Here is a 26,959-nt window from a genome sequence, read left to right as displayed (position 1 = left end):
GCTTACGCAGGTAATAAGCCGAGGCTTTCTAATTTGTTTGCAACATAACCAAGCTTGAATTTCTCTAAAGTTGCTCTAGTCGGTGTACCAGTTGCTTGATCCCAGCCCATTTCGGCATAGAATAGGTCAAGGCCTAACTGCATATCCTCTCGGCTCATCTTGATCGTTCCTTCATCGCCAAATACTTTATCCGGATCAAGGTCGTAAACCCACTCAGTTAGTACGTCATGTTTATTACGCTGATCTATTTCCTGCATTTGTAATACCGACAGTGCTCTGTGCAACTGCAGAATACCTTCAGCTTTGTCATCTAGCTCTTGTTCACTAGTTTGGATCCCAGTAACTAGGCTAAACATTTGCGCCTCAATCGAGCTATCACCTTGATAGTTTTTCTTTACGTCTGGTGAGACGATCAAAGGGAACATCCAATTACACAAGGTTAATGAGTCATGAAGTACGTTTTTTACTAGACACCATTTAGCGAACTTAGCCTTGGGGATATTCATAGGTTTGTAGTGTTTGACTGGGTCAAAAGCACCTGCGCCCCACATTTTATCGGCAACTTCTGAGATCTTGCCGTAAGGCAGACCACAGTTAACTAGGTTGATGTGAGAGTGGCACTGAGGATCACGGTTAAAGACTGTATTGAGTAATGCTCCTACTTGCCCTGCTGTTTCGCTAGCGTGATGGGTGCCACCTACCATTGAACGGTTAAAGACTTTTACGCCTTTATCGAGGAATACACTGTAAGTTTTACCCGTTAGGCCGTAGGCTGCGTCACCTTCTAGGTTAAACACTAGATCAGCCATACGTGGGTTTTCTATGCCATCAAGGATATCTTGGATGTTATAGAGCTCACCTTCTTCATTAATAAATTCATGTAAGCCTTTGCCTAAGAACCGACCTAGTACGTTTGAACCTTTATATTGCGTGCCCAAAGCTAGGCGCGTATAGAAATCTTCCATGAAATGAGCATCAAGATCTTTCTGTTGCTGCCAATTTATCGCTGCAAACTCAGCTTCCGGTAGCAATTGCTTCCAAAAGTTGCGGGTAATAAATTCGCGCATGATATGGGATAGCTGGCCATATGCACTCCAGACGCCATAGTTATCCATGTAATACGCGCCTACTGTTTGGATGTCTGTGCGTTTTTCTGAGTTGGCAGGTAGTCCCATAACATACCAAGGGTCAAGGAAACCCATACAAGTATTGGAAATATTGTCGGTGGGCAGTTTGTATTCTGTCTTCATTTTAGGGTTTTTGACCTCACAGAAGCAGCGGATTGGGCAAGAGTGACAGCCGCCTGGACGCTTAAATACTCTATTCGCTTCTTCACGACCGAAATACATTTCAGCCATTGAGGTACGCATACCAACTTTTTGACGATCGTCCCAAGGAGTTTCACCCACATCTACAGGGGTGTCTGCGGCTCCCCATTTTACCCCAGGACCACCACGCCAGCGGCTAATGCTTGAGCTGTATTCTGCCCATGTTTGCGGTTGATGCGGAACAACCCCCTGGTTGTTGGCGCCAATAATACCGAGAATATGGTCGTCTAACTTTCTTAATTGCTCATTGTTAGCTACAACATCGACGACCCCATTACCTATAATGCCAATCGCTTTTAATTGTTTTGATCCGAGTACTGCACCGTGGCCGCCAGCTGAATGGCCGCCTTGAGTTTGGATGGTTGATTGAGATACAAGGTTCTCGCCTGCAGGGCCAATCGCGGCAACTTGAGCTTGCTGCCCCATCATTTTACTTATAGCTGCAAAGGTATCGAACATACCTTTACCCCATAATGTATTGGCGGGTTCTAAGCTAACTTCGTCATCAACAATTTTTAACCAAACAGGAGTAGGAGATTTACCTTCAATAATGATGGCATCATAACCTGCATATTTCATTTCTGGAGAGAAATGTCCGCCAAAATGACCATCAGTGATTAAGTGTTTCTTAATTACAGGGCTTCTTGATGTAATAGTTGTTCTTGCTGAACATATTGCACCAGAACCACTTAGTGGTCCTGCTGAAATAACAAGTCTGTTCTCTTCATCTGTTGCGGTTATTCCATCTTTATGATTATCCCATAATACTTTATAACCTATCCCCATTCCTCCAATATAGTTATGGTAGGTGCTTGTTGGTTCCTTTTTAATTATGTTGTTTGTGAGATCTACGCGTAGTACATGTCCGGCCCATCCGCCAAATTCGGTATTCATATATAAGTTCCTATGAAATTATAAAATTATAAAAATAAAATTAATTAAATTAGTTTTAAATATTTCTCATGGTGTTCAACTTCAGCGATGGCTTCTTCCCATGTATAGAACTTAATTGCACCAGTTGGGCAGACTTCTGCACAGTTAGGTTTTCCTTGGCAAAGATCGCACTTCAACGCTTTTTCAGTATTCTTATCGATTGTAATGACCTGTTGGGGGCAGTTTTCTGCGCAGTAACCACAGCCTATACAAAGCTCTTCATCAACAAGGCGTGCGCCGGTTGTTTCATCGATATAAATAGCTTGTTGAGGGCAGGCGGACATGCACACATTACATTGTCGACATGTCTCAGGAACAACCGTACCATCGCCTTCTTCACCACGCTGTTGATGGTAGTTGTCTTGTACACCATGAGGGCCAAAGTTGAGGTTTTTGGCTACTTTAATCCTTGCTGTATTTGGGCTTACAGCAGATTTGCCATGGCTCCAGCTACAAGCTATTTCACAGCGTCTACAGCCCACGCATAGCACAGGATCAACGACCATTAAACCGCCAGGTAAAACCTCAATAGTCTTATCATCGTCATCATCGCTACTACAGCCAGTAAGGAAGCTAACTAATGATCCACAATATACAGTTCCGACTGCAACTTTAGCTCCATTGGCAAGCAGCGCTCTCCTTGTAATCATTTTGATTTCCTCTCAGTAATATTGAATTAAAATTTTAATTAGTGGTGCAATTTCTAATTTGGAGTATTTACTAACGAATAAAGAAACAAATTGATTGTGGTCACAATTACCCATTTGTTGGTATTTATATTCAAACTATAGGTATTTAGTCACAGATGTAATTTTGGTATTTCTGAAATTCAGAAATGATGTGGCTAATTTATTTCCGTTATTCTTATTTACTTAAAGCTTGATTATGTATCTTTAATTAATTCGTTTTGAATTTCTCTATCTTGTGTTTATTCTATTTTATTGACTTCGTTCACAGCATTGTTTTATTTGGTTTATTAATGTTGTTTTTATTAAATGTCTTGGTTGAAATTTAATTTTTTATTTTTAACAGACCTTCTTTATAAAGGTCTGTTGTTGCATTAATTATTGACTACCAAATATGGTATTTATATAACCCTTGCCCGTGACTAATTTAGACGCTATTGCGGTTAATAATAAGTAGGTTGATATGAATAATATTAGTTTTATAACCAGTTGGGGTGCATTGTTAACTTTTACGCCACCGATGACAGTTAACGCTGTGCGTTCGTTAGGGATAGAGTGCCAAGAATGGCAAGGTTACGCAGATTTAGATCATAGGGCAGCCACACAACTAGCGCAGAAGTGTGCTATGCGTTTGCCTACATCCGCTGAATTATTTGAGCTTCACCTATGGATTAATCAACAAGTTAACCATGAGTGGCCGCCTCATAATATATATCGCTCTTCAACCAGTATTACTGATGGCGAACATTACTCTGTACGTTTAAAAAATGGCAAGTCTTATAGTGTGAATGATGACTACTACGGGTTTGTGTCTTGTGTTTTTGATTCATAAGAAAGGGTAGAGGTTAGGCTATGAATGAGATCACGTTTAAAACTAGCTGGGGGACTAAGTTACGCTTTTCTCCCCTAATATCTAAAGCACTTGCTGAGCAATTTGAAGTCGAGTCAGAAGAGTGGCAAGGTTATGCTGATTTGAGCTTTAGTAGTGCTAATTGTTTGGCTAAAAAGCTAGGCAAGCGCTTACCAACCTCAACAGAGCTACATGAATTACACTTATGGTTAGCAAGAAATCCAGATAGAAGTTGGCCGATAGGTGCCAATGCTCTTTGGTCATCGACGGTCTCTAACACTGGGGCGCATTGTTCGGTATTACTTTTTAACGCGAGTTGCGACAGTGATAATGATGAGCGCCATTGTTACGTTTCGTGTGTGAGTAATGGTTAACGTGTTCGTTTACGTTATTGCTCGAGCCTACAAAGGCGCTTTATGGGCTCGAGTCATTAAATGAGATGTTTTTAGCTTTTCAAGATCTCAAGTGGTAGTGCCAGCATTTCATCACCACTTGCCGCAAAGTACCAGATAATGCCCACTAGTGCGCCAACGGTTAAGAAGTACCAAACTGCAGAAAAAATCTGTCCATATCTATCAAGTGGCAATAGATGGCTTTGGTGACGCGTTTTCCACTCAAATACAATCTCAGCGCTACCAATCAGTAGTAAAAAGCCTAGTAAGGCTAACCCTAATGAATAACTGATATAAACCCCAACCGCAGCACCAAGAATACAGGCCACCAAGCCCATCATACTGTTCATTGAAAAGCTGATGCTTTTTAAGATATGACCGCCATCTAGTGGCAATATCGGGAGTAGATTGAATAGGTTGAGTAGGGCATTAAAAGTTGCTAAACCAGCAAAGAAAATATTGCCTGTTACCCAATAAGCAATCAATGATGCAATTGACATCAACAGGCCAAAAGTTGGGCCCATTATTGAGATCACTACATCTTGCCAGCGAGTATTTATCTTTTCGTCGCTGAGTGCCAAGCCACCCATAAATGGGATCAGGTAAATACCTTTGGTTTTCATGCCAAAGTATTTCATTGCACGGATATGACCGTATTCGTGAAATACAAGGCAAGCGATAAGAGCAAGTGCAAACTGAAACGAGAATAACCAAGAATATGCCGCCACACTGGCGCCAGCCAAAAGCACTTTAATGACTTTGGCGCTTTTTAGTAATTTAAAACCAAGTGACGCTAGGCCGACAAGACTAAATTGGCGTTTTTCGGTAATAGGTGTCGTTGGGATTTGACGCTCAATATCTTTGGCGTTGCGTTGACCGCTGGTGATCACTTCATCGTCTTTAAGCAAACGATAATCAATGACAAAGGGCTGCCATTGTAGGTCGGTCTCAAGGGTGATCTTTATACTCTGAGTTGGCACTTGCTCACCCTCTGCGGTTTGTACAGAGGCGCTCCCTTGAGTTGCTAATTCAAAGTTATGGTTTTTAAGACCTTCATTATCAGGGCTTGCTTGAATAACAGAGACTAAAGTGTCACCCCAAAACAGTTGTTGCCAACCTGCTAGCGACCCTTCTAGGCGCAGTGGTTTTCCAAGGCAATCGATTTTCAATAATTCCACGTCATAACTCAAAGGACAAATGTGACCTAATTATGCCGTGAATAACCAGCCTAAGGAAAGTCGAATACGACTTGAATTTCCTATCTAGATATTTATTAAGCGTTAATTGCTGTAATTAATACTTATCTCTTGGTTTTCGTTTTGAACACGACAAGGGCCGTGCTCTCTTTGGGTTCGATGAAATGCAGGGCCTATATGCAGTTCGACATTAGAAAACACGTGCTTTAAAGCATGAACGCAGTTTTGCTTATAGTAATTTTCTATGGTGTGCTTTAGCGTGTCATATTCAAGCTCTTCTTGTGCTCTTATTACATTCATACGGCGCTTTTCATCGAGCATCACTGTAACTTGCTCGACCATCATCGCGTCATCTTGCCATTGCTCTTTTGGCGGTAGCTTTCTTAACTGCGCTTCAATATTGAGTGTTGCGACAACCATGGACTTAATGCTGTGATCGAGTTGTTTAAGTTGCTGCTTAAAGTCACTAAGCTCCATCGCGCAGTAAACTTCAGTTTTGGTGTCAGCTGTTGCGCCAATGGCTACGGCTTTCACACCACCATTAGCCTCAGCTTTGCCGCCCACAAGGTCACCACGACGCCCTGTTGCATCGCTAACGATAAGTTGTTGTTTAGTATGAGTATGGCTATGTAATAGCTGTTTAGTCACAAGGATATTACCTTGCGCGTTTAAATTAGAGTACTGCACAAACTGAGCGCTAATCTGCCCTTGGGCGGTAAGCTTTGTCGATAAGCTGAGATCTTTTAATTGCCGACCTATGATACCTTTGCTTACGGTAATATCGCCTTTTGCTTCCAAGGTTGCGGAGTCTACAAATCCCATAACGGTAATGTCGCCGCTACTTTTTACTATCATCCCCTCTCCGACATCCCCCGTAATGAGAATGCTGCCTTTAAAGTCAACATGGCCGTAACTGACATCGACATTTTTGATTTGCAAAACATCATCAACTTGCATGCCTGACTTCGCTTCGACGGGTTGCCCTGCAACGCTGGCAAGTAGTTGATTCGGATTATTAAGGTTAAGCTCTGTGCCGTTACCCACAATCAACCTTAGGTCTTTACCTGGCTTAGCGATAATGTTTTCGCCATAAACGTTGTAGCCATTTACACCTGATGTTGCAGGGGTTTTCTCGATCAGCAAATTACCTGGCTTTACCATTATCATGGCACCAAGGTTACGCATATCAACACTGCCATCACTATTTTTCTGTGGCTGCAACAAGCGCTCTCTGGCTAGGGATACTTTACGGCTTAATTGCGCTGCTACACCATTTACGGGGGGGCGACCTCTGGCTATGGTGCCATAGCAGCTTGCTCCAGGTGCGAGTTGTGAAAACTCGGTAAGTAGGCTATCTATTTTAGGCTTACTCAGCCCCATGCTTATTCGTTGTAGTTTTAAGTTTTTGAGTATGTCTTTAATATCGAGACTTTTACCGCCATAAGCTGCCGTAAGCATCATAGTGGCCTGCATTTTATCGTCTGAGACTTCAAAGCTAATGCTTGCATCGCGTCTATCAGCAATTTCAAAAAATAGTTCAACATTACCTTTATCTTGAGGGTGTAGTTGGTTCACCTTTATAACGGCTTGAGATATTTGGCTCTGTGATGGGCAAAGGCTAGAAAATCCTGGTAAGCCCAATAGCTGCAGTAGATCGTTTTCACTGATCGGCCCGTGGGTACTGGGGACGATTTTTAATTCGGCTTTTTGCTGATCTTGGCTTAATTCTATGAGCTCTGGATGAAGCATAAAAATCCCTATCAATTTGATTGATTGCGCGGTTATTTTCTAATAGTTATTACCGTGTCTAATTGAGCTTTCTGGCTAAAGTAGTTCTATAGTATTGGGCGAATATACAGCTAAAAATCCATTCCTGCTTTAGGCTTAATGTAGCAATGCTTAGTCCGTTTATTGCCGTGTCTATCTGTTTTTTAATCGTTGTTTTATACCAACTTATCGTACAGGTTTTAGTCAATTTTAAAACCTCTAAATGACGAGTAAGCAGCAGCGTTATGCAAAGTGATGAGAGAATATAACCATAGAAAAGATGGGGAAAAAAGTAGCAGAGGCAAATAGTGTGAATCAAATGATTAACCAAATATTTCAAGCCTAGAGTGTCATCTAGGAGCACTCTGGGCTTGTTGGTCGTAATGATGGCGAGTTAAGGTTTTACGTTAGAGTAAATCTTGTATTTGTTGTTTTCTGCAGCAACATTAACTGTTCCGAAATTTTCAGCAATGATATCTGAATAAGGCAAGTGACGGTTGGCAACGATATGGAATAAGCCACCAGTGGTTAAGTTGTTAGCGCCATCTTTGACGAAGCTATTGACGATTTGAGTTGTGCTGGCAAGGCCATCATGGAATGGCGGGTTTGAGATAATACCATCGTAGCGATTATTGGTTTGCGCTAGGCCGTCTGATGCAAATACTTTTGCATCAAAGCCGTTTGCTGCTAATGTTAATTGGCATGACGCTAGTGCCATTGCATTAATATCGACGCAGTCTATTTTCAGCTCAGGTTGTACTTTGAGTAGTGCCGCTGCAATCACACCTGCACCACAACCGAAATCAAGCACCTTACCTTTCATTTTTGGCAGGTTCTCAAGTAATAATTGCGTACCTTCATCGAGTTTTTTCTCGCTAAATACACCGACTAAATTACAGATGCTAATTTGCCCTTGTGGGGTCTCTAGCTGATATTTACTCTGCCAATCGGTTAGAGTTAACTTTGGCGCATCTGCATTTAGTTCGCTCAAAAATACGATACAGTGACGGGCATTGTCGGCTTTAAATGGCTTGTCAAAATAGCTAGGTAGCTGTTTCGGTAGTGATTTGATGCCGCCCTTGTTTTCACCAACCACTATTAACTGACCTTGTGGTTTTAAATGCTTTGCAGCTAAATTAAATAGGTATGGTGCAAGCGCTTTAGCCTTTGGAAAATAAACAATCACACTGTCGAAGATATCTTCATTAGGAAGCTGGTGACCAAAATGCAGTGTTAGATTTGCAGCAGCATAAGGCTGCATCATCAAGTGGTGATGGTAATCTAATGCTAACCCGCAAACACGACTTGCAGTGCTGAGTAGCTCTTTTGGTAGGTGATCGCTTTCATAGTTAATGACCAATACTGAGTGGTCTTTGACTAATTCACTATTTCTAAGAAGGACTTGCGAAGCGTTGGTTAGCATGAGTTTTCAAGGTCGGAGTACAATTGTAGGTAATTATACCGTAACAACCTTGGAATGCGAGTTGGAAGAGGGGCGCAACAAAAATAAAAAAGGCCGCTAAGTTTAGCGACCTTCTGATGTTGCTATCAATCTAAGTTTATTTAACTCGTGGCAATAAACTCATCATTTTTTCAGCAATATCGGTATTATCTTGATTACCCTTAAATAGGTCGGCGGCCGGGCCAGCGGCAAAGACTTGTACGTCTCCACCAGTATGGCCACTGGTAGTCCAGCCGGTAAAGCTGCGGCTATCAATAACTTGCTTTAAGCTTGTTTCAAAAGCTGCTTTGCCCTGCATGCGAGCATTACTAAGGCGTTGTAACTCATCCTTGTTGACCTCAAACCCTAAGGTTTGTTTAAGCTGGGTTTGCCAGTTATCTATGGCAATGGCTTGTTCGGCAATGCTTGCGGGACTGGCTTTAATGCCTTGCAGCAAAGCAGTGTCCCAAGCGTATTCGCCATTAGCACCAATCGATAATCCACCGGTATTATGGTCAGCTGTAACAACCATTAAGGTATCAGGGTTCGCGCGCACAAATTGCTCAACCACTTCAATAGCATTGGCAAAACCATGCATTTCGCTCATAGCTGTTGCGATGTCATTGTTGTGACCGGCCCAGTCAATTAAGCTGCCCTCGACCAACAGCACGAAGCCTTTATCATTTTGCGATAATAAATCGAGTGCTTTTTGGGTTAATAGACTGAGTTGAGTAGAATCTTGTTGGTCGATAACCCAAGGAAGTTGCACATCGGCAAACAAGCCGAGTACTTTACCTTGGTTAAGGTTTTCTAGTTGGCTAAAGTCGTCAATGTGCTGATAACCTTTAGCTTTAAATTGTGCAAGAAGATCTTCAGAGAAGTACTTTTGGCCACCACCTAGAATTACATCAGCATCAGAGCTTAAGTAGCTTTGGGCTATTTCATCGTAGTTACGACGACTTTCATTATGCGCGAGAAAAGCCGCTGGCGTGGCATGATTAACTTGAGAGGTGACGGCAACGCCAATTGCCATGCCACGAGCTTTTGCCATCTGCATAATGCTAGTGAGCGGGCGCTTATTTACATCGACACTAATAGCACCGTTGTAGCTTTTAACGCCGGTCGCTAATGCGGTTGCAGATGCTGCCGAGTCTGTTACATAGCCACTTTGTCTTGCAGGGTAAGTTGACGCCATACCCACTAACAAGCGGTCAAATACTGTTTGCTCAATCTCTTCTGTGTCTGGGTTGTTTTGGTAATAGCGATAAGCACTGGTATACGCAGGGCCCATACCATCCCCCACCATGATAATCATGTTTTTTGGGCGCGATGGTGCCTCATGAATATCGATATTGGCCGATGCAAATAGTGGTAACAGAACAAGGGCACTAATGGCCCATGTGCATGTTTTTCTCAAGTTCATGCCGAATCCTTTGGCTAAGCAGTTTTGTTAATTCGTGCTTCTATGGCATCCATTAGCATGCCTGTAATGTCGACATCAAATGCCGCTTCAATCTCTTTAATACAAGTTGGGCTCGTCACGTTGATTTCGGTCAGCTTGTCACCAATAACATCTAGACCTACAAAGATAAGACCACGCTTTTTAAGCTCTGGGCCAATAGTACGGGCAATGTGCCAGTCAGACTCTGATAGCGGCTGAGCTACACCACGACCACCAGCGGCTAAGTTGCCACGGGTTTCACCTTTTTGTGGAATACGGGCAAGTGAGTAAGGCACAGGCTCACCATCAACCACTAAGATACGTTTGTCACCAGCAGTTATATCAGGGATAAATGCCTGCGCCATCGCATATTGTGAACCTTCAGCGGTTAAAGTTTCGATGATAACCCCTAGGTTAGGATCGTCTTTTTTCACTCTGAAAATAGAGCTGCCACCCATGCCATCTAGCGGTTTAAGAATAATATCACCTTTAGCTTGATGGAAAGCGCGAATACGCTGTTCGTCACGAGTAACAATAGTTTCTGGGGTAAATTCAGAGAACCAAGCGGTAAACAGTTTCTCGTTCGCGTCACGCAGACTTTGTGGCTTGTTTACAATTAACACGCCTTGTTCTTCAGCACGCTCAAGCATGTAGGTTGAATAAACAAATTCAGTGTCGAACGGCGGATCTTTACGCATTAAGATCACGTCTAAGTCAGCAAGCGGAGTATCGACTGCTTCTTCTAATTGGTACCACTCGAGTGGATCATTCTTAACGGTTAATGCGCGCATGGTTGCCATTGCTTGGCCGTTAACCATCGCCAGATCGTTCATCTCCATGTAGAACAGCTGATAACCACGAGACTGCGCTGCCATTAACATGGCAAAGCTAGAATCTTTTTTGATATTAATGTCGCTGATGGGATCCATCACGATGCCGAGTTTGATCATGGAGCGGTTTCCTTATCTTATATTCGTTTCAACGATAAATATGGGGGCATCAGCCCCCGTTTTCTAGCGTGCTACTAATAAATCTTCTATCTGGCTGTGTTTGCCATATAACGGTTTTAGCCGATATCACCAAACTTTAGCTGCAATGCGCTAATGGTGGTCAGCGCTGCGGTTTCGGTGCGCAGTACTCGTGGGCCAAGCAATACGTCGGTAAATTGGTGCTCTTCTGTCATGACTATTTCAGGCGCAGATAGTCCGCCTTCAGGACCAATTACTAATCTAACGCGATTATTCGGTAGCGTTAAGCCGTTAACGCCGTGGGATGCTCGCGGATGTAAGTTAAGCTTAACGGCATCTGAAGGCTCTGCACACCAGTCAGCTAACTGCATAGCAGGGCGGATAACAGGCACCACACTGCGGCCAGACTGCTCACAGGCGCTAATGACAATCTTTTGCCACTGTTGAATTTTTTTCTCTAAACGTTCACCGGTTAACTTGACGCCACAGCGCTCAGAAAACAATGGCGTAATGGTGTTCACACCGAGCTCAACGGATTTTTGGATGGTGAAATCCATTCTGTCGCCACGAGAAATGACTTGGCCTAAATGTAAGTTAAGCGGTGATTCACTATTATTTTCCTCACTAGAGAGGACCTTAACTTCGACGTTTTTCTTACTGGCACTAATAATTTCAGCAAGATAGTCATTACCGTCACCATTGAACAAGCTAACCTGCTCACCTGAAGACATTCTTAATACGCGGCCAACATGACCTGCGGCTTCATCATCTAATGCGACCGATTGGCCGACAACTAATGTTGATTGTTGATAGATTCTTGGCACTCTCATGATGTTGCTCGCCTTATTCTGCGTATGTTTTGGAGTCGGTTAAGCCTTGGCATTGAGCTTGTACAAACTCATTATGGTTGCCTTGCACTTTAGCTATTTCGCTATCACGTCGACATTCAATAGTATCAACTGGGTAGGTTTTATCCCATGCTTTAAATAACTTTAATTGGCTGCCGGATATTTTCAAACCATAGGTTTTTTGCATATAAAAATAAGTGCGTGCAATTTGGCCACGAGTTTGCGCTGGTGGTTGTACTTTGCGGCCTTTAAAATCTACGCTAACTTGGCATTGACCATATTGATTCGGCTTAGCGTTCCATTGACTAAAACGATAGTTACTGCGATCACCGTTAACTTCCCCAATAGCCGGTACTAAGTTGTGCAGATCGGATTCCATTTTTTTAAAGGTGCGGTCTTTACGACCGCAATTTTTGCGCCCACCTTCTTGCCAACATAATAGCTGGTGGCCAAACTCCCACGCAGGTACAACATGTTCCCATTCTATGCGTGATGCACGCACTTTTTGCTTACGTATTTCATAGCCGCAAGTATTAAGTTCGGGGATCCACTTCTTACCTTTCACAGTGATATCACAACCACAATAAAAGCTGGTTTGTGGCAGATGGTTGAGATAGATCTTACGAACATTTTTTTTTGCTTGATTGAAGCTTTTTGCATGACCGTTGGAAGCATAAGTTGTTTGAGGTAACAGCCACAAAAGGCCGAGTGCTACTGTGAGCACTTTAATAAATGACATCTAAAAAATCCCTAAAAATATCGCAATTACGAAACGTATGTTCGTTTGCGGGGATTGTAAGTGAGGGGGCGGTTTGTCGCAATGATAGAGATGCTTGCCAACCACAACAAAAGTACTGTAAGTGGCTTATAAAGGTCTTTTCAGCAGAAAGTCTGTGGCTAATTGCTAACTATGCATGATGCACTATGTGCTCATTGTAAGTAGGTTATGTGGAAAATATTTTAACTTGTCGTATTGGTTTCAATAGGAGCACATTAAAACGAATGCGCTGAATACCGGCAAGCTTAAGCAAGGATTTGATTAAATTAGCTTGATTGCAGCGTACTACCACACTTTCGACAACGATATTGGGTTTCACCGCGCAGCACCTTGTTATGACGGCGAATACTAAGCTCTATAGGACCGCATTGGCAGAAATACTCGAAAGTTTTGCCCTCCACGGCGCGAGTATCGAAACTATGAGTAGTGCGCGGGGAAACCTTAAACACGCTCAACATAATGCTTTGCCATTCTCGTCCATGAGGTTTTACTCTGCCATAAAGCTGCGATGCTAATAAGTGGCTGATCTCATGGGGAACGACATCATTTAAAAATGCTTGAAGATTATCTTGAAGTAGCGCCGCATTAAAACGCAGTTTATTGAGTTGCAGATGTGCTGTACCTGCGCTTTTTCCGCGTAGTGCAAAGCTTATTTCTGGTCGTGGAAAGGTTTGCCCTAGATACGTCTCTGCGACTTGGTAGCAATGCTCAACTTGTTCTGCGATTTGTTGCTGTAGTGGGTCGCTAAAGTGGCTAGCTGGAGCGTTATTTACCGCCTGTTTAGTCTTGATAACTGACTTAAATGGATTGCGAATTTTAAGCATGGCGGCGGTTTCTCAAATGGGACTACAAATGCGGAGCTAATCTAATTGAGGTATTTTAACTGAGGCTGAATATTCAGGCCAGCGTTGTAGTGCTGGCCCACTATCATAAACAGGGTTAAATGAACTTGTAATCGCCGCTGTGGCTACAAGGTTGCCGCTGCAGCTTTAACCATCCCTTTGACTTGATTGACGATATCAGCTTCAACTTTTACATCATAAGCGCTAATACGTGGTGTATGAATATGACCAACTGGGATCTGACTATTGAACTGTTGTTGGAGTAAAATAGCTCGGTAAGAAATTTCATTTGATAAATAACCACCGCCAGAACCTTCAACTGATATTGCGTTTTGCAGCTGCGCCAATGATGTCGCTTGAAACTCACCGCCTTTTAAGGTTGATACGGTGTGATTATCATTAACTTTCCAAGGTCCTTTTACAGTTTGCATCGCTTTAATAGGTAATGAAAACTCAACAAATTCAGGGCCATTGAGTATGCCTCCATTGAACTTTGGCGCAATCGGCTTTTGTTTATTGGCACCAGTCAACACATTAAGGTTATCAGGTGCCGCTGCGCTGCGGTTTAAGCCTGGAAAACGTTCAATATCAAAATCATCGCGCCCCATACTAACGGTAAAAATCATATCAATACTGTTGTCACGATAGAAAGGTGTAAATAGTGACTCAATCATTCCTTCATCAAAGTCAGCAAAACGTACCGGGATCATCACGGTTTCAATTTGGGCTTGTTTGCCATTGACTTTAAATTGGTAACCATCAAGTGCTAGAGCCGCAAGACCAGATGGATTACTTTGGTCTATATTGCGATCGAGAAAGAAAGGATCGAATCCAGTGAGAAGAATTTTTACTTCTGCATCTTGTTTAAAGTCGATGTCGCTAAAGCCGCGAGATGACTTCTCTACTGCATCTAGCAAGATTTCTTGTTGCCAGCCGGCAATCGCAAAACCTGGTTTTTGAGTTTTCAGCAACTCACGCATTGCCAAACGATTCCAATATAAAGAACGGTCATCTAGGTGGCCAGATTGAACATCCCGCGCAGCTTGTTGCCACAGTCTTTGGCCCTGATGAGCCACCATTTGGGTGACTTTTAGTTCATCTGAGTGGCGACTGTATTTATCGCCCAATTGTGTCGCAAAGACTTGGTAACGACTAACAACCTCTGGGATCGCTTGAGTTGCTGTTGTCAGTCGGCTTTCTTCTATATTGAGTTTTGCTGAAACAGGCAGAATGCTGGTGGCTGTTGTGAGGGCTACAGCAAATAATGCCATATTAAGAGAAGCCATTACTAAATCCTTTGCAATTATAAGTGTTGTTTTTATCGCTGATTTTGAGTTTTCCAAATCATCGATTTTTTATATTTTCTAACAATAATTCAAGCCAGTATGCACTACAAAAGTAGTGATGAAAAGTTGTTCAATAGTGAAAATGTTCGCTGTAAGAGTATCTAAAATATCCCTGAGACCGCAGATTTATTGGGGCTTGGGCGCTCCTAGATGGTAGATCGTTACTATACTGTCTTACATCATCACAAGTGATGGCCTGCAAGTACTCACTCGAATTGGAGACGAGATATAGCTGCATTTCTGTGCTTTGAAAATATAGTGGCTGGCATTCACTTGGACTGATTAAGGTATTTAAGTCTAGGGAGTAGATGATGAAACGTATCAGCATCATAGGGAAAAATCATGATGATTTTTTATGTGAACAGCTCAAAAGGAAGGAAATATATGCCGATTTTTGTGCCGTTTCAGATATAGCTAAGTTTAGCTTCGATTGCCAACTGATATTTTTGGACTTAAGAGGGCTTGAACAATTTGCTTGGGTTGAGTCGCTAGTAAGGCAGAGACATCAAAATACTTTGTTATTAGTACTGATAGAGCGAACTCAACTAAAGAGTAAACAAATTCAGAAGATTATTGGACAACATGCTTGGGATTACCATACTGCACCGTTTGAAATCGATAGACTTATTCGCTTAATGGGGCATGCACTGGGTGTTATTCGCATTCGTCAGCAGTGCATGTCTGATAGTAGCTGCATTAACCAAGGGGTTGAGACGCCATCTATAAAAGCTGTTACGCCAGTGATGCAATCGAGTGCAATGCAAATGCTTGCTAAAAATGTTGCTAGAGCCGCGCCAACCAATATCCCTATCCTTATCCGTGGTGAAAGTGGTACAGGTAAAGAGCTCATTGCCAGAAAAATTCATAACCAATCATCACGTTCAAAAGCGCCTTTTATTGCTGTCAATTGTGGTTCGCTTATTTCCGGCGTTGTTCAATCTGAGTTATTTGGTCATGAAAAGGGGGCATTCACTGGCGCGGTTAATTGCCATAAAGGTAAAATATCTCAAGCTGATGGCGGCACACTCTTTTTAGATGAAGTGGGTGATTTACCGTTAGACCAGCAAGTCAATTTATTACGCTTCTTGCAAGAGGGCACTTTTGATACCGTGGGCGGCGTCTGTGCGCAAACCTCAGATGTCCGCGTGGTTGCTGCGACCCATATAAACTTGGAGGCTGCAATTGAGAGAGGCGAGTTTAGGCTAGATCTATTTTACCGATTAAATGGAATAACCATTGAATTACCCCCATTGAGAGAACGTACAGAAGATATTATTCAGTTGGCCAATCATTTTTGTGAGCGTTATGCCGAAGAATATAATGTTGGGAGCTGTAAGCTGAGTAAAGATGCATGTGTCGCAATGATGCGACATGAATGGACCGGAAATGTAAGAGAACTTATAAATAGGATCCGCAGAGCTGTGATCTTGTGTGAAAACGGACTGATTCAAACTAGAGATTTGGAGCTTGAGCCTATTCAAGCTAAGCCGCTGGTTCCTCTGGGGCTAAAAACAATTAAGAATCAAGTTGAGAAGCATGCGCTTGTCTCTGCGATTCAAAAGCATGATGGAAAAATGGATATCGTTGCTAATGACTTACAAATATCTAGGGCAACCTTGTATAGGCTCATTGATAAGCATGAAATATATGCGACAGAGTAGATCTCTTGTTATTTTCTCAATAATGAGAATATGACAACTTAGTTCGAGTCTCGTTAAATCAATCATTTACAAAAAAATCGGTCTCAAAAATGAGACCGATTTTTTTTTGTTTTATTTAACGTTATGTATTGTAAGACTAAAAATTATTGGCTTAGCACTTGCTACAAGGTTGGCACGGTTTAACTTTATATCGGGTGTTGGATGCAATTAAGTTTTTTTCAAAAATGCTTATGCATGTCTTTGGCGGGTTTTTCATTTGTTGTTTACTCAAACAACGATGATAGCCAGCTTATCCAACATGTTGATAATCATGCGACCGTAGGCACAAAGTCTTTTAGCAACAACAGTGGACGTATCGCAATTAACCAGGCAGCAGGTGATCGCAATCTACAATCCAATAGTCACGCTATTGCTGATCAAGTCATCATTTTATCGGACCAACAAAACCCTTACCTCAAACAGTTAGGTAGTAACACGGCATATAACCTTACGCATATTGAAGATCTAGCTTTTGAAAATGCTCAAGGTCTGATTAGTGTTAACCAAGTGAGTGGTCAAGGAAACATACAGGCTAATCTTGGTGCGATTGCTCTGCAATCTGTAATTGGTTTAGGTCTTGATGATAGCGCACTTAATAACATAGTAAGCCCTACCGCTTTGCCTCTTGAACGTAACGATACAAACCACGCCGTTATTGCTCCAGACAGCTTTGAAAATGCTCAAGGCATAGTTCAGATCAACCAAGTTTCTGGCGATGGTAACAGCGCCATAAATCAGTTCTCGCTGCAGTTACCTAGTGGGAATTAAATTGCTCAAAATGGAGATATGAAAATGGAAATGAAAAAATTAACCCTAGTAATGTGTATCGGTGCGGCAATTAGTGCTCCTGCTTTTGCTGGTGGTAATAATGATTCAACTTCAAACTCAGAATCAGACAGTAGTGTATCGCTAACGAAAGAGGTCAACGTTAAAAAAGATCTTGAATACAAAGGAACAGTCAAAATTGATGGCAATATTCGAGCTGACGGTTTGGGCATGGCTGTGGTCGATAATGTTCAGGCGTCTGGCGGTAACTTAATTGGCAATGATTATTTGGAAAATGATGCCTCTATCGGTGATGCCGCCTTTGGTAATGCCAGCGGTAATATAGGCGTTAACCAAGCTGCTGGTGACTTTAATGTACAAGGTAACTCTGCAGCCTTAGCGTCTATTGATGCCAGTTTTGCTTTTGGTTCTGGTGATGCGGAAATTTTTAGTTCTCAGCGAGGCACATTTACTGGAACGGATAATTACGCTTCAACTAATACCGCAACCATTGATGGTGATGCTTTCAAAGGCGCCTCAGGTAATATCGGCGTGAATATCGCGGCAGGCGGTAACAATGTTCAGGCTAATAATATGGCCGCTTCAGCTTTTCAAGGTCGACTTGGTGAAGCGAGTGTTTCTAATAACCAAGTATCGGCTCATAACGGTATTTGGAATACCAGCGCTGTAGGTGCATCAGATGAAACCTTTACCGCTTCTGCATCAGTGACGAGTACCGGCGATTATACAGGGACTAGCACATTGCAAGAGGATTTCTATCCAGAAATTTGGATGGACGATGGTGAGCACGCTAATGGTGATGACGCGACTTTAGTCGGTCACTTAGATTTTGATGGCAACAATCCAAGTGGAGGTGAAATGGCGTTTGATGAGGTCGGCGAGCTAGATCTAGATGTTGAATTATCTATTGAGCTTCCATACATGCAAGTTATGCAAGGCACCAGCAATACAGCAACCTTAGCGGGTAATGCATTTAACGGTGCGTCGGGTAACATTGGCGTGAACATGGCATCGGGACACGGTAATTTGCAATCAAACAACCTATCACTAACGAGTATGACAGGTGGAGCCATCGTTTCAGAAGCTCCTTAATTAATACTATTAACTTAGTGTGAATAATGGCCTGGGCTTTGCTCAGGCTATTACATACAAGGACGTTATTTATGAAATATCAGCTTATTTTCGTAATGACTTTGCTATCTTCGCAAGTAACTGCTGCTGACATGATGCTAACTGGAATGATCCCGGGAATGGGCAATTACAGTAAAAATATCCAAAGTATTAGAGAGCGAAAGTTTGAGTTTGTAGTGCAACAAAAAACAGACTTTTCCTGCGGTGCGGCGAGTTTGGCGAGCATTCTTAAATATGGTTATGGCAATGAATCAATAACCGAAGAACAGGTGCTTTTGGGCATGTTAAAAGTGTCTGATGTAGAAGTGGTTCAGCAACAAGGGTTTTCTTTGCTGGATATGAAACGCTATTTGAATTCACAAAGCATGCGAGGACGGGGATACCGAGTTGGAGTCGAAGAACTTCAGCAGTTAAAAATACCTGCAATCGTATTATTAAACGATGGTGGTTATAGCCATTTTGTTGTAATGAGAAGATTTTCTGAACATCAGGTTTACCTTGGTGATCCTGCTCTTGGTAATCGTATATTAAGTTATGATGAATTTACCGATAAGTGGAACGGTATTGTGTTTGTAGTTATTGGTAATCAATACATCAAAGACAACCCACTACTTTATCCTCGAGCACAATTAACCTACAACATGCTGAGTCCGATGCAACCCTTGTCTGATGCTGAACTATTGGAGTTCGGTTTTGAGTATGCAGACATGCTCTAGGAGGCAAAATGAAATTTTGCTTAGTAACAGGGATATTATTAGTTAATTCAGTTTTTGCCGCAGACGCTCCTTTAGATGTTTTTAAAGGAAAAGAGCCGTTGTTGGATGGTGAATTGGCAGAGTTAAGAGGTAAATATACCGAAAATGGTCAAGATTTCTATTTTGGCCTACACATGCAAACCCATTATATCAATGAGCAAGGTGTGTCGCAGCAGGTACATATGCAAGTAGAGTTGGCGAACGCGAATAGCGGACCCGCTATGCGTATCACTGTCGCGGATGATGTTTTACTCGCCAATGATAACATTAATTTATCGGCATCTGGTCAGCAGCGAGGTTTACAGCAATCAATTCAAATCGCGGGTGACTTTAACCATGTTAATAATCAATTTGACTTTGAGCAAGGTAACCTAACCCCTTTGACAAATGGGGTCGAAGTGGTGTTTGGGCAAACATTGGTGAATAGTCGTGGTGATGTTGTCTATTCTACAGCAAGTGGCCAACTTGGCTATGAAGTTGCAATGTCATCAGCCTCTTTTTCTCAAGGGGTGGCTTCTCAAGGTGGTAATGGTCAACTCATTCAGTCTATTCGAGTCGATGGTGCGTTCCATCAAGTTAGTAATCACTCTTTGATCCGTTATAACGGTATTGATCTTGGCATAAAGCAAAGACAAATATTAGGTATGCAGGTACGCGACATTATTGGTAATGGACTATAGTTTTTGAAAGCATAATTAAGGATAAATAAATGGATTTTTCATGGACTAAAGTCGCTTTGCTAGTGTCAATTTCGTGTATGCCATTTTCAAGTTTTGGGGCGGATGCTGCACAAAAACCTAAAGCAACTATGACAGAAGCGGAAGAGCTGCAATTATTAAAAAAGCAGCTTATTTTACTTAATCAACAATTGCAGATGCAGCAACGAGCCATTAACCAAATGGCGCAAAAGGTGCTATCTAAAGAAGCTCAACTTAAGCAAGGTACTGCTGTAACCACGGTCGCCAAGCAACCACAAGCAAGTCAGTCCCAGCAACAATCAATTGAAAGAGCGCCTCAACAATCAACTAAAATTGCTAGTTCTAATGCATCAGCTCAGACAGCAGCAAAGCCAAGTGTAAAGAAAGAGCCTGAACGTTCACGCAGTACAGAAGATGTGTTGCAAGAAGCGCACAATGTATTTGACCGTAAACTGACTATCGAGCCCTCTTTAACCTACAGCTACTACGGGCGTAAGGATTTAGTGTTACGTGGTTTTTTAGCCTTGGATGCGATTTTTCTCGGTAACCTAAATTTAGATAGAATTCGCTCTAATACAGTACAGCTGGATCTCACCACGCGTTATACCTTAAACGACAGTTGGCAATTTGAAATGGCAATGCCATTTGTCTATCGCATGAACAAATACGAGTCTGTTGGTGAAGGTAATTCTAGTCAGCTTTATGAGTCGGCAGATGTAGAAGGCGCACAAATTGGTGACATGAGTGTTGCTGCTTACTATCGAATAATGACAGAAGGTGACGGTTGGCCTGATTGGGTGTGGAACGTAAGAGTGCGAATGCCAACAGGGGAAGACCCATTTGGTATTAATTTAGAGTCATCCGAGTCCGGCAATTTAACTTATCCAGATCAAATTGCCACTGGCGCTGGTGTGTGGGGGATTTCAACCGGCTTTAGCTTAGCGAAAACCTATGATCCTGCAATTGTATTTTTTAACTTGAATTACGGCACTTTTCTTTCGGAAGAGTATGGTGATTTATCGGGTCTTCCGGGATTATCCCCAGGAGAAATCGACTTAGGCGATTATATTGATTACAGCTTGGGGCTGGCTTTTGCCGTGTCAGAGCGAATGAGTATCGGCATGAGCTTTAATCAGCGTTTCTTTACTAAAACCCGCCAAAAGCCATTAGGCGGGCAATGGCAAGATATTGCACGTACTGATACTAACACGGCTAATCTAGGTTTAGGTGCAACGCTCGCGTTAACTGAAAACTTTTCTATGGTCACCAGTATCGGTGCTGGTTTAACGGAAGATTCGCCCGATTATCAGATCAGCTTACGCTTCCCTTATCGTTTTTAATCGGCTAAAGCGGTATGGATTGACCATATAAATTAAGCGCCTTGATAGGCGCTTTTTTACATAAGCAGGTTTATATAAGCTGATTTACATCAGCAGGTTTACATCAGCAGGTTTACATCAGTAGGTTTACATCATTAGGGACTGTAACGACTCTTGGCTAGTAAAGCGTTTATGGAAGAAGTCTAGAAACACGCTGATGTTAGTCGCTAATTGACGACGGCTAGAGTAAACACCATAAACCTTAAAAGCTTCCATCGGCCACTCTTGTAAAATAGGCACTAGCGAGCCGCTAGCTAGCTCATTTTTACAAACTGAGTTGGATAGCATGGCAATGCCAAAATCATCCATCACTAACTGCTTTACCATGACCGCACTGTTGACCCTGACTTTACGCTGAAAGTTAACCATGGTTTTTCTAGCGCCTTTACCAAGGGGCCAAATGGGCGCTGATCGCGAGGTACCAAGCAAAATACCGCTGTGTTCAGCTAGGTCTTGCGGGGTTGCAGGGGTGCCGTGGACTTTTAAGTATCCGGGGCTGGCAACCAAAATAGGCTGACGCTCGAATAACAAACGCGCGACTAAGTCTGATGATTGCAAAGGGCCATATTTTATCGCAATGTCGTAGCCTTCACCAACCAAGCCTACTTCGCTGTCGGTAAACTGCACATCGAGCTCAACATTGGGATACAGGCGTAGAAAACCGCTACAAAGGGTAGCGATTAACTCTTGGCTGAAAGACACTGGAATAGCGATACGTAGCAAGCCGGATACGTCATTGTGGGTATTCTCAACCGTCGCTTTTGCAGCTTCAATTTCATCGTTTATACTGGAGCAGTGCTGATAAAATAGCGCGCCGACTTGAGTCAAGCTAAGGTTACGGGTATCTCGTTGCAAAAGTCGCACGCCAAGCTGTTCTTCTAGCTGGGCAACTTTACGACTTATGGTTGATTTAGGCATGCCTATTTCACGGGCAGCTTGAGAGAAACCTTTGGCTCTAACTACCGCCGCAAAGAGCATCATACCGTTTAAATCTGGCATGTTATCTCCACTGTCTCAAATATGGAACAAAGCGTCTAGCGCAGTTTAATAGCAATTGACAGGATAACAAAGTTATATTTACGGGCTAAAAATTTCAGAGGCTAAAAGCAGAGGATCTTTCGATGACCAGCAAAAATCAGCCCGCTAACATGACTCAAGTGCAAACTGCCGATCCGCTTTTTCTAAAAGCAGAGCAGTTAGCAAAAGACTTTTCACTGTTCCCTGAACACAGTAAGCAGTCGCTTTCTGATGAAGTTAAAGGTCTTTTAGACGACGATGCGATTCAAGCCAACCTAAAAGATTTGGCGCAGCTAGACGTCGACGGTTATGTCACTAAGGTGATTCAACCCACTCAAGATAAGAACCGCCCAGGTGCCAAGCGCATCATCGCGGACTTAAAAGGTAAGCTTGTTACCGAAACTCATATTGGCCCTTTTTATAGTGCAGAGATCGAACTGAATTTTGGATCTCGTACTCGCCGTATCGGTTTTGTCGCGCAAGAGCGTACTACAGCTAACGGTGCATGGATGCCTGAGCATCACATTGCATGCTGTAAAGCGATTCGCCATTTTGCTGAATTGTCTATGCCTATCGTTTACCTTATCGACACTCCTGGTGCCGATGCGGGTGAAGTGGCAAACAGCCAGAACCAAGCACACTCAATTTCTAAAGCGATTGCCGAGAGCGCGAACGTTGACGTACCAACTGTAGGTATCGTTATCGGTGCGGGTTACTCTGGTGGCGCTATTCCACTTGCTGCTGCGAACATTTTATTGTCGCTACGTGATGGTATTTTTAACACCATTCAGCCACAAGGTTTGCAAAGCATCGCGCGTAAGTACAACTTGTCTTGGCAGGAATGTGCTAAATCAGTGGGCGTATCACCTGAAGAACTTTATACCTCAGGTTGCATCGACGGTATTGTTGATTTCTCACCATCAGATAAAGATGAGCGTCAGCACAATCTGCGCCGTGCGATTATCAGCAGCATTGAAGCCGTAGAAAAAGCGGCGGTTAACTTTGTTCGTGAATCTGAAGATTTACGTGAGCATTATGACCGCAGTTTGGCGCGTTTCCTTAGTCCATCTAAGAATCTTGAAGCGTTAGAGCTAAATGCAGAGCTTGCGGTTGCTAACAACCCAACTATGCACTTGAACCTATTTGGTAGCACATACCGCTACTTACGTTACCTAACGCTACGTAGTCGTATCCATTCTATCTCGCAAGAGCAGTATGGTCGTCTATCCAAGGTCAGCGTACCTGAAGGTGACTTGCTAGCACGTATCCAGCAAGAGCAAGATCGTGTATTCCAATCTTGGTTATCAAGCCCTGATAAATTGGTTTACGACGAAGACCTAAACAAGCTTTGGGGTAACTTCATCGCTAAGCGTGATGATGTATCGACTGAGCGAAACATGCTAACGCGTTTGATTTTGGGTGAGCCAAAAGAGAACTATAAGAAAGCACGTAAAGCACTTATCTTTAACATCAGCTGGTCGCTATACCACCGCTGGAAAGGTAACGCAGAAAACAACTTTAAAGGTCTAATCAACTACCTAGAAACGCTTCCATCAGAAGTGACTCAAGCTGATTGGCCTGAGCTAAACAAACTGACGGTACTTGACGTGATCATTCACGACGAGCTACGTGAAGACTTTATTTGGCAGTGTCATAACATTCTTGTTTTCAACGCACTTTACGACAACGTAGTCGGTAACTTAGCGTCAATCGCTAAAGAAGCTATGATGTCTAAGAGCTTGTCACGTAACTCAGTTGATAACCTATTGCATGAGTCAATTGACCGCGCATTATCAACCCAGGACGTAGCTAACGATAAAAACAAGTTCTACAAGTGGCTGAAGTACTTTATGACTCAGTCAAACCGCGCTGAGCTGCTGACTCGTACTGAGCAGTGGAAAAGTGTTGGTTTCCCACAATTAAACGACAGTTTATTCGTTATCCTAACTTACTTCTTCGAGCGTCTATTGCCTGAGTACTTTGACAGTGAAGAAGAAAGCGGTGAATACACTGGCGCGATTAACCCTGTACGTATCGGTCGTCGTAAAGACTTCTGGAACCGTCTGACCATGGGTTATCAAGATTTGCTGATCCAAAAAGTACTTCGCGATGAAAAGCGCGCAGGAAAAATGGGTTGGGACGCGATTGTTGCTAAGTTCTTTACTGAGTTTGAAGAGATCAATGGCGACAAGATTTCAGCTAATTTGCTTAACTTCCCTGGTTTCCGTTTATCAATCGAAGATGCGCTAGACAAGGGCATTCGTCCATGTGGTTTGATCACAGGTCTTGCTGATTTCGATCATAACGGTCAAGCAATGCGTGTTGGTGTTGCGGTATCAAACACAGCATTCCAAGCGGGTGCATTTGATATGGCGGCTGCTGAGAAGTTCAGCGCACTATTGATCGAATGTGCTAAACGTAAACTACCGGTTATCTGTTTCATTAGCTCTGGTGGTATGCAGACAAAAGAAGGTGCTGCGGCACTATTCTCAATGGCTGTAGTGAACGACCGTATTACTCGTTTTATTCGTGATAACGAATTGCCAGTATTAATGTTTGGTTACGGTGACTGTACCGGTGGTGCACAGGCGAGTTTTGTAACTCATCCATTAGTACAAACTTACTATCTATCTGGCACAAACATGCCATTTGCTGGCCAAATGGTTGTACCTGCGTACTTGCCATCAACCTCTACCTTGTCTAACTACTTGTCTAAAGTACCGGGCGCGATGGATGCATTGGTCACTAACCCATTCAGCGAAACAATCGACGCTCAGCTTCAAAGCATTGACCCATTAATGCCTAAGCCAACAGCTAAGATTGTTGATGTGATTGGTAGTGCTGTATCGACTCTAGTCCCTGAAAGACTGATTACTGAAGAAGAAATTGTTCAAGATGACCCTCGTCAGTTAATGAAACCAATTGAAAAAGTATTGGTTCATGCTCGTGGTTGTACAGCGGTTAAGCTTATCCGTAAGGCGCACGACAACAACATTAACGTGGTACTGGTTGCATCAGATCCTGATATGACTTCTGTACCTGCAGATATGCTTAAAGGCGACGATAAGCTAGTTTGTATCGGTGGTAACACCTCTGATGAAAGTTACCTAAACGCATACTCAGTACTGAAAGTGGCTGAATATGAAAACGTTGATGCATTGCACCCAGGTATTGGCTTCCTATCTGAAAGCCCACAGTTTGCAGCACTTTGTGTAAACAATGGCGTTAACTTCGTTGGCCCAAGTGTGCACAGCATGACGACTATGGGTAACAAGTCGAACGCGATTAAGACTTCGCAAGCGCAAAACGTACCAGTAGTTCCAGGTAGCCACGGTATTTTGAATAACGCAGAGCAAGCGGTAAACGTTGCGAGCGAAATCGGCTACCCAGTATTACTTAAAGCGGTACAAGGTGGTGGCGGTAAGGGCATTCAGGTTGTTGAACGTCCTGGCGACATGATCTCGTTATTCCAAAAGACTTCTACCGAAGCGGCAGCAGCATTTGGTAATGGCGACCTTTACCTAGAGAAGTATGTAACTTCACTGCGTCACATCGAAGTTCAGTTGCTACGTGACCAGTTTGGTAACACTAAAGTACTGGGTCTACGTGACTGTTCTGTGCAGCGTAACAACCAGAAAGTGGTTGAAGAGTCTGGCTCAACTATGTTGCCTGATGAGCTTAAGCAGCGCGTGATGGAATACACTCGTGCACTTGGTGATGCGACTGACTACATGGGCGCAGGTACGGTTGAATTTATCTATAACTTAGACGCGAACGAAGTCTACTTCATGGAGATGAACACGCGTCTACAGGTTGAGCATCCAGTAACAGAAGCCACTTCTGGCATTGATATCGTAAGCGCAGGTTTTGATATCGCAGCGGGTCGTTCAATTGCAGAACTTGAACCTCAAGATATTGGCTACGCGATGGAAGTACGTGTAACGGCTGAGAAAGCGGCGCTTGATAGCCATGGCGTACTGCAATTATTGCCGTACCCAGGTCTCATCACTGAGTATCAGATGCCTGAGCGTGATGACATCGAAATCATCTCAATTGCCGGTGAAGGTAAAGAGGTTTCTCCTTACTACGATAGCTTGATTGCACAGATTATTTGCCGTGGTGAAAGCCGTGAAGATGTGATTATAAAGCTACATGATTACCTAGCGAATCAAGTAGTGATTAAAGGCATCGCAACTAACATTCCGTTGTTAACGCGCATTCTTAAAGATGGCACGTTTAACGAAGGCGTATACGATACTAATTACCTTCCGCGCTTTATGGCAGAGCTAGATGTGCCTGAGATGATTGCAGAAATGGAAGCCGCTGCAGAAACGGTTGGCGTAGATACAGCATCACTGCGTGTAGGTGAGAGTAACGAGCTTAAAGTGATGGCGCAGGGCGCAGGTATCTTCTATACCTCTCCAGCACCTGGTGAAGCAGACTTTGTTAAGGAAGGTGATATTGTTACTGTGGATCAGACTTTAGCGCTTACAGAAGCAATGAAGATGTTCTCGCAGGTAACATTAGCTGGCTTTAACCGTAAGGATGCGGTGTTATACCCAGAAGATCAGCAGTATCGTATTGAGCGTATTCTTAACAGTAACGGTCAACAAGTATCGCAAGGCGAATTACTATTTGTAGTATCGCCAGTGACTAAGTAACCGCTTACTAAAGTGG

The 26,959-nt window shown here is 43.0% G+C and carries 21 protein-coding genes; 9 read left to right on the top strand and 12 right to left on the bottom strand.

Going from position 1 to position 26,959, the window contains the following annotated elements; all coding sequences use genetic code 11:
- Positions 1-2 precede the first annotated feature (2 nt).
- A complete protein-coding gene (locus AB4298_RS10585; protein ID WP_371986671.1) occupies positions 3-2,222 on the bottom strand; it encodes an aldehyde ferredoxin oxidoreductase in 2,220 nt (739 codons plus the stop codon).
- Positions 2,223-2,266: 44 nt separating this feature from the next.
- Positions 2,267-2,911 carry a 4Fe-4S dicluster domain-containing protein gene (locus AB4298_RS10580; RefSeq protein ID WP_248998161.1) on the bottom strand — a complete coding sequence of 215 codons (645 nt, stop codon included), beginning with the start codon at positions 2,909-2,911 and terminating at the stop codon, positions 2,267-2,269.
- Positions 2,912-3,410: 499 nt separating this feature from the next.
- On the opposite strand from AB4298_RS10580, the gene AB4298_RS10575 reads away from it, so the two are divergent.
- Together AB4298_RS10575 and AB4298_RS10570 are read left to right on the top strand one after the other, a co-directional pair.
- Entirely contained in the window at positions 3,411-3,779 is a 369-nt protein-coding gene (locus tag AB4298_RS10575) for an adhesion domain-containing protein (protein WP_371986669.1), read from the top strand.
- Positions 3,780-3,799: 20 nt separating this feature from the next.
- Positions 3,800-4,171 carry an adhesion domain-containing protein gene (locus tag AB4298_RS10570; protein ID WP_371986668.1) on the top strand — a complete coding sequence of 124 codons (372 nt, stop codon included), beginning with the start codon at positions 3,800-3,802 and terminating at the stop codon, positions 4,169-4,171.
- A 71-nt stretch (positions 4,172-4,242) separates the two neighbouring features.
- On the opposite strand, the gene AB4298_RS10565 is transcribed toward AB4298_RS10570, so the two are convergent.
- The 9 genes from AB4298_RS10565 to AB4298_RS10525 all read right to left on the bottom strand — a co-directional run bounded on the left by AB4298_RS10565 (position 4,243) and on the right by AB4298_RS10525 (position 14,756).
- Positions 4,243-5,379, bottom strand: coding sequence for a site-2 protease family protein (locus tag AB4298_RS10565; RefSeq protein WP_248998164.1), 1,137 nt, complete (start codon positions 5,377-5,379; stop codon positions 4,243-4,245).
- A 90-nt stretch (positions 5,380-5,469) separates the two neighbouring features.
- Positions 5,470-7,134 carry a flagellar assembly protein A gene (locus AB4298_RS10560; protein ID WP_371986666.1) on the bottom strand — a complete coding sequence of 555 codons (1,665 nt, stop codon included), beginning with the start codon at positions 7,132-7,134 and terminating at the stop codon, positions 5,470-5,472.
- Between the two features lie 412 nt (positions 7,135-7,546).
- On the bottom strand, positions 7,547-8,575 hold the full coding sequence (locus AB4298_RS10555; RefSeq protein WP_371986665.1) for a methyltransferase: 1,029 nt from the start codon (positions 8,573-8,575) through the stop codon (positions 7,547-7,549).
- Positions 8,576-8,711: 136 nt separating this feature from the next.
- The gene (locus AB4298_RS10550) at positions 8,712-10,016 is read right to left on the bottom strand and encodes an alkaline phosphatase (protein ID WP_248998167.1); all 1,305 of its coding nucleotides are present in this window, start codon (positions 10,014-10,016) and stop codon (positions 8,712-8,714) included.
- A gap of 14 nt (positions 10,017-10,030) precedes the next feature.
- The gene (gshB, locus tag AB4298_RS10545) at positions 10,031-10,984 is read right to left on the bottom strand and encodes a glutathione synthase (RefSeq protein ID WP_248998168.1); all 954 of its coding nucleotides are present in this window, start codon (positions 10,982-10,984) and stop codon (positions 10,031-10,033) included.
- Positions 10,985-11,100: 116 nt separating this feature from the next.
- A complete protein-coding gene (gene rsmE / locus AB4298_RS10540) occupies positions 11,101-11,832 on the bottom strand; it encodes a 16S rRNA (uracil(1498)-N(3))-methyltransferase (RefSeq protein ID WP_371986664.1) in 732 nt (243 codons plus the stop codon).
- 13 nt (positions 11,833-11,845) lie between these two features.
- Complete coding sequence (locus AB4298_RS10535; protein ID WP_248998170.1) at positions 11,846-12,589, bottom strand: endonuclease; 744 nt, start codon at positions 12,587-12,589, stop codon at positions 11,846-11,848.
- A 305-nt stretch (positions 12,590-12,894) separates the two neighbouring features.
- Entirely contained in the window at positions 12,895-13,452 is a 558-nt protein-coding gene (locus AB4298_RS10530) for a SprT family zinc-dependent metalloprotease (protein ID WP_248998171.1), read from the bottom strand.
- A 143-nt stretch (positions 13,453-13,595) separates the two neighbouring features.
- Positions 13,596-14,756, bottom strand: a complete 1,161-nt coding sequence (locus tag AB4298_RS10525) for a pyroglutamyl-peptidase I (RefSeq protein WP_371986663.1) — start codon at positions 14,754-14,756, stop codon at positions 13,596-13,598.
- Between the two features lie 368 nt (positions 14,757-15,124).
- Here AB4298_RS10525 and AB4298_RS10520 point away from each other — a divergent pair, with 368 nt between their 5' ends.
- The 6 genes from AB4298_RS10520 to AB4298_RS10495 all read left to right on the top strand — a co-directional run bounded on the left by AB4298_RS10520 (position 15,125) and on the right by AB4298_RS10495 (position 21,226).
- Positions 15,125-16,477, top strand: coding sequence for a sigma-54-dependent transcriptional regulator (locus AB4298_RS10520; RefSeq protein WP_371986661.1), 1,353 nt, complete (start codon positions 15,125-15,127; stop codon positions 16,475-16,477).
- Between the two features lie 201 nt (positions 16,478-16,678).
- Positions 16,679-17,284 carry a FapB/FapC family functional amyloid domain-containing protein gene (locus tag AB4298_RS10515; RefSeq protein ID WP_248998173.1) on the top strand — a complete coding sequence of 202 codons (606 nt, stop codon included), beginning with the start codon at positions 16,679-16,681 and terminating at the stop codon, positions 17,282-17,284.
- Between the two features lie 24 nt (positions 17,285-17,308).
- Positions 17,309-18,394 carry a FapB/FapC family functional amyloid domain-containing protein gene (locus tag AB4298_RS10510; protein WP_248998174.1) on the top strand — a complete coding sequence of 362 codons (1,086 nt, stop codon included), beginning with the start codon at positions 17,309-17,311 and terminating at the stop codon, positions 18,392-18,394.
- Between the two features lie 71 nt (positions 18,395-18,465).
- Positions 18,466-19,149 carry a C39 family peptidase gene (locus tag AB4298_RS10505; protein ID WP_248998175.1) on the top strand — a complete coding sequence of 228 codons (684 nt, stop codon included), beginning with the start codon at positions 18,466-18,468 and terminating at the stop codon, positions 19,147-19,149.
- Between the two features lie 8 nt (positions 19,150-19,157).
- Positions 19,158-19,868: a hypothetical protein gene (locus tag AB4298_RS10500; RefSeq protein ID WP_248998176.1), complete on the top strand. Its 711-nt coding sequence runs from the start codon at positions 19,158-19,160 to the stop codon at positions 19,866-19,868.
- A 29-nt stretch (positions 19,869-19,897) separates the two neighbouring features.
- Positions 19,898-21,226 carry a transporter family protein gene (locus AB4298_RS10495; RefSeq protein ID WP_371986660.1) on the top strand — a complete coding sequence of 443 codons (1,329 nt, stop codon included), beginning with the start codon at positions 19,898-19,900 and terminating at the stop codon, positions 21,224-21,226.
- A gap of 126 nt (positions 21,227-21,352) precedes the next feature.
- Here AB4298_RS10495 and AB4298_RS10490 read toward each other — a convergent pair whose 3' ends face one another.
- Positions 21,353-22,264, bottom strand: coding sequence for a LysR family transcriptional regulator (locus AB4298_RS10490; RefSeq protein WP_248998178.1), 912 nt, complete (start codon positions 22,262-22,264; stop codon positions 21,353-21,355).
- A gap of 122 nt (positions 22,265-22,386) precedes the next feature.
- Between AB4298_RS10490 and AB4298_RS10485 the strand changes: the two genes are divergently transcribed.
- On the top strand, positions 22,387-26,943 hold the full coding sequence (locus AB4298_RS10485; RefSeq protein ID WP_371986658.1) for an ATP-binding protein: 4,557 nt from the start codon (positions 22,387-22,389) through the stop codon (positions 26,941-26,943).
- Positions 26,944-26,959 lie beyond the last annotated feature (16 nt).

Source organism: Shewanella sp. 10N.261.52.F9, assembly GCF_041471165.1.
GTDB classification, from domain to species: Bacteria; Pseudomonadota; Gammaproteobacteria; order Enterobacterales; family Shewanellaceae; genus Shewanella; species Shewanella marinintestina.
The sequence above is the reverse complement of the archived record's forward strand: the minus strand, read 5'-3'. Positions and strand labels throughout refer to the sequence as shown.

Coding starts and splice junctions, on each gene's coding strand:
- AB4298_RS10585 (WP_371986671.1), bottom strand. CDS start 2,222: ATGAATACCGAATTTGGCGGATGGGCCGGACATGTACTACGCGTAGAT.
- AB4298_RS10580 (WP_248998161.1), bottom strand. CDS start 2,911: ATGATTACAAGGAGAGCGCTGCTTGCCAATGGAGCTAAAGTTGCAGTC.
- AB4298_RS10575 (WP_371986669.1), top strand. CDS start 3,411: ATGAATAATATTAGTTTTATAACCAGTTGGGGTGCATTGTTAACTTTT.
- AB4298_RS10570 (WP_371986668.1), top strand. CDS start 3,800: ATGAATGAGATCACGTTTAAAACTAGCTGGGGGACTAAGTTACGCTTT.
- AB4298_RS10560 (WP_371986666.1), bottom strand. CDS start 7,134: ATGCTTCATCCAGAGCTCATAGAATTAAGCCAAGATCAGCAAAAAGCC.
- AB4298_RS10555 (WP_371986665.1), bottom strand. CDS start 8,575: ATGCTAACCAACGCTTCGCAAGTCCTTCTTAGAAATAGTGAATTAGTC.
- AB4298_RS10550 (WP_248998167.1), bottom strand. CDS start 10,016: ATGAACTTGAGAAAAACATGCACATGGGCCATTAGTGCCCTTGTTCTG.
- gshB (WP_248998168.1), bottom strand. CDS start 10,984: ATGATCAAACTCGGCATCGTGATGGATCCCATCAGCGACATTAATATC.
- rsmE (WP_371986664.1), bottom strand. CDS start 11,832: ATGAGAGTGCCAAGAATCTATCAACAATCAACATTAGTTGTCGGCCAA.
- AB4298_RS10535 (WP_248998170.1), bottom strand. CDS start 12,589: ATGTCATTTATTAAAGTGCTCACAGTAGCACTCGGCCTTTTGTGGCTG.
- AB4298_RS10530 (WP_248998171.1), bottom strand. CDS start 13,452: ATGCTTAAAATTCGCAATCCATTTAAGTCAGTTATCAAGACTAAACAG.
- AB4298_RS10525 (WP_371986663.1), bottom strand. CDS start 14,756: ATGGCTTCTCTTAATATGGCATTATTTGCTGTAGCCCTCACAACAGCC.
- AB4298_RS10520 (WP_371986661.1), top strand. CDS start 15,125: ATGATGAAACGTATCAGCATCATAGGGAAAAATCATGATGATTTTTTA.
- AB4298_RS10515 (WP_248998173.1), top strand. CDS start 16,679: ATGCAATTAAGTTTTTTTCAAAAATGCTTATGCATGTCTTTGGCGGGT.
- AB4298_RS10510 (WP_248998174.1), top strand. CDS start 17,309: ATGGAAATGAAAAAATTAACCCTAGTAATGTGTATCGGTGCGGCAATT.
- AB4298_RS10505 (WP_248998175.1), top strand. CDS start 18,466: ATGAAATATCAGCTTATTTTCGTAATGACTTTGCTATCTTCGCAAGTA.
- AB4298_RS10500 (WP_248998176.1), top strand. CDS start 19,158: ATGAAATTTTGCTTAGTAACAGGGATATTATTAGTTAATTCAGTTTTT.
- AB4298_RS10495 (WP_371986660.1), top strand. CDS start 19,898: ATGGATTTTTCATGGACTAAAGTCGCTTTGCTAGTGTCAATTTCGTGT.
- AB4298_RS10490 (WP_248998178.1), bottom strand. CDS start 22,264: ATGCCAGATTTAAACGGTATGATGCTCTTTGCGGCGGTAGTTAGAGCC.
- AB4298_RS10485 (WP_371986658.1), top strand. CDS start 22,387: ATGACCAGCAAAAATCAGCCCGCTAACATGACTCAAGTGCAAACTGCC.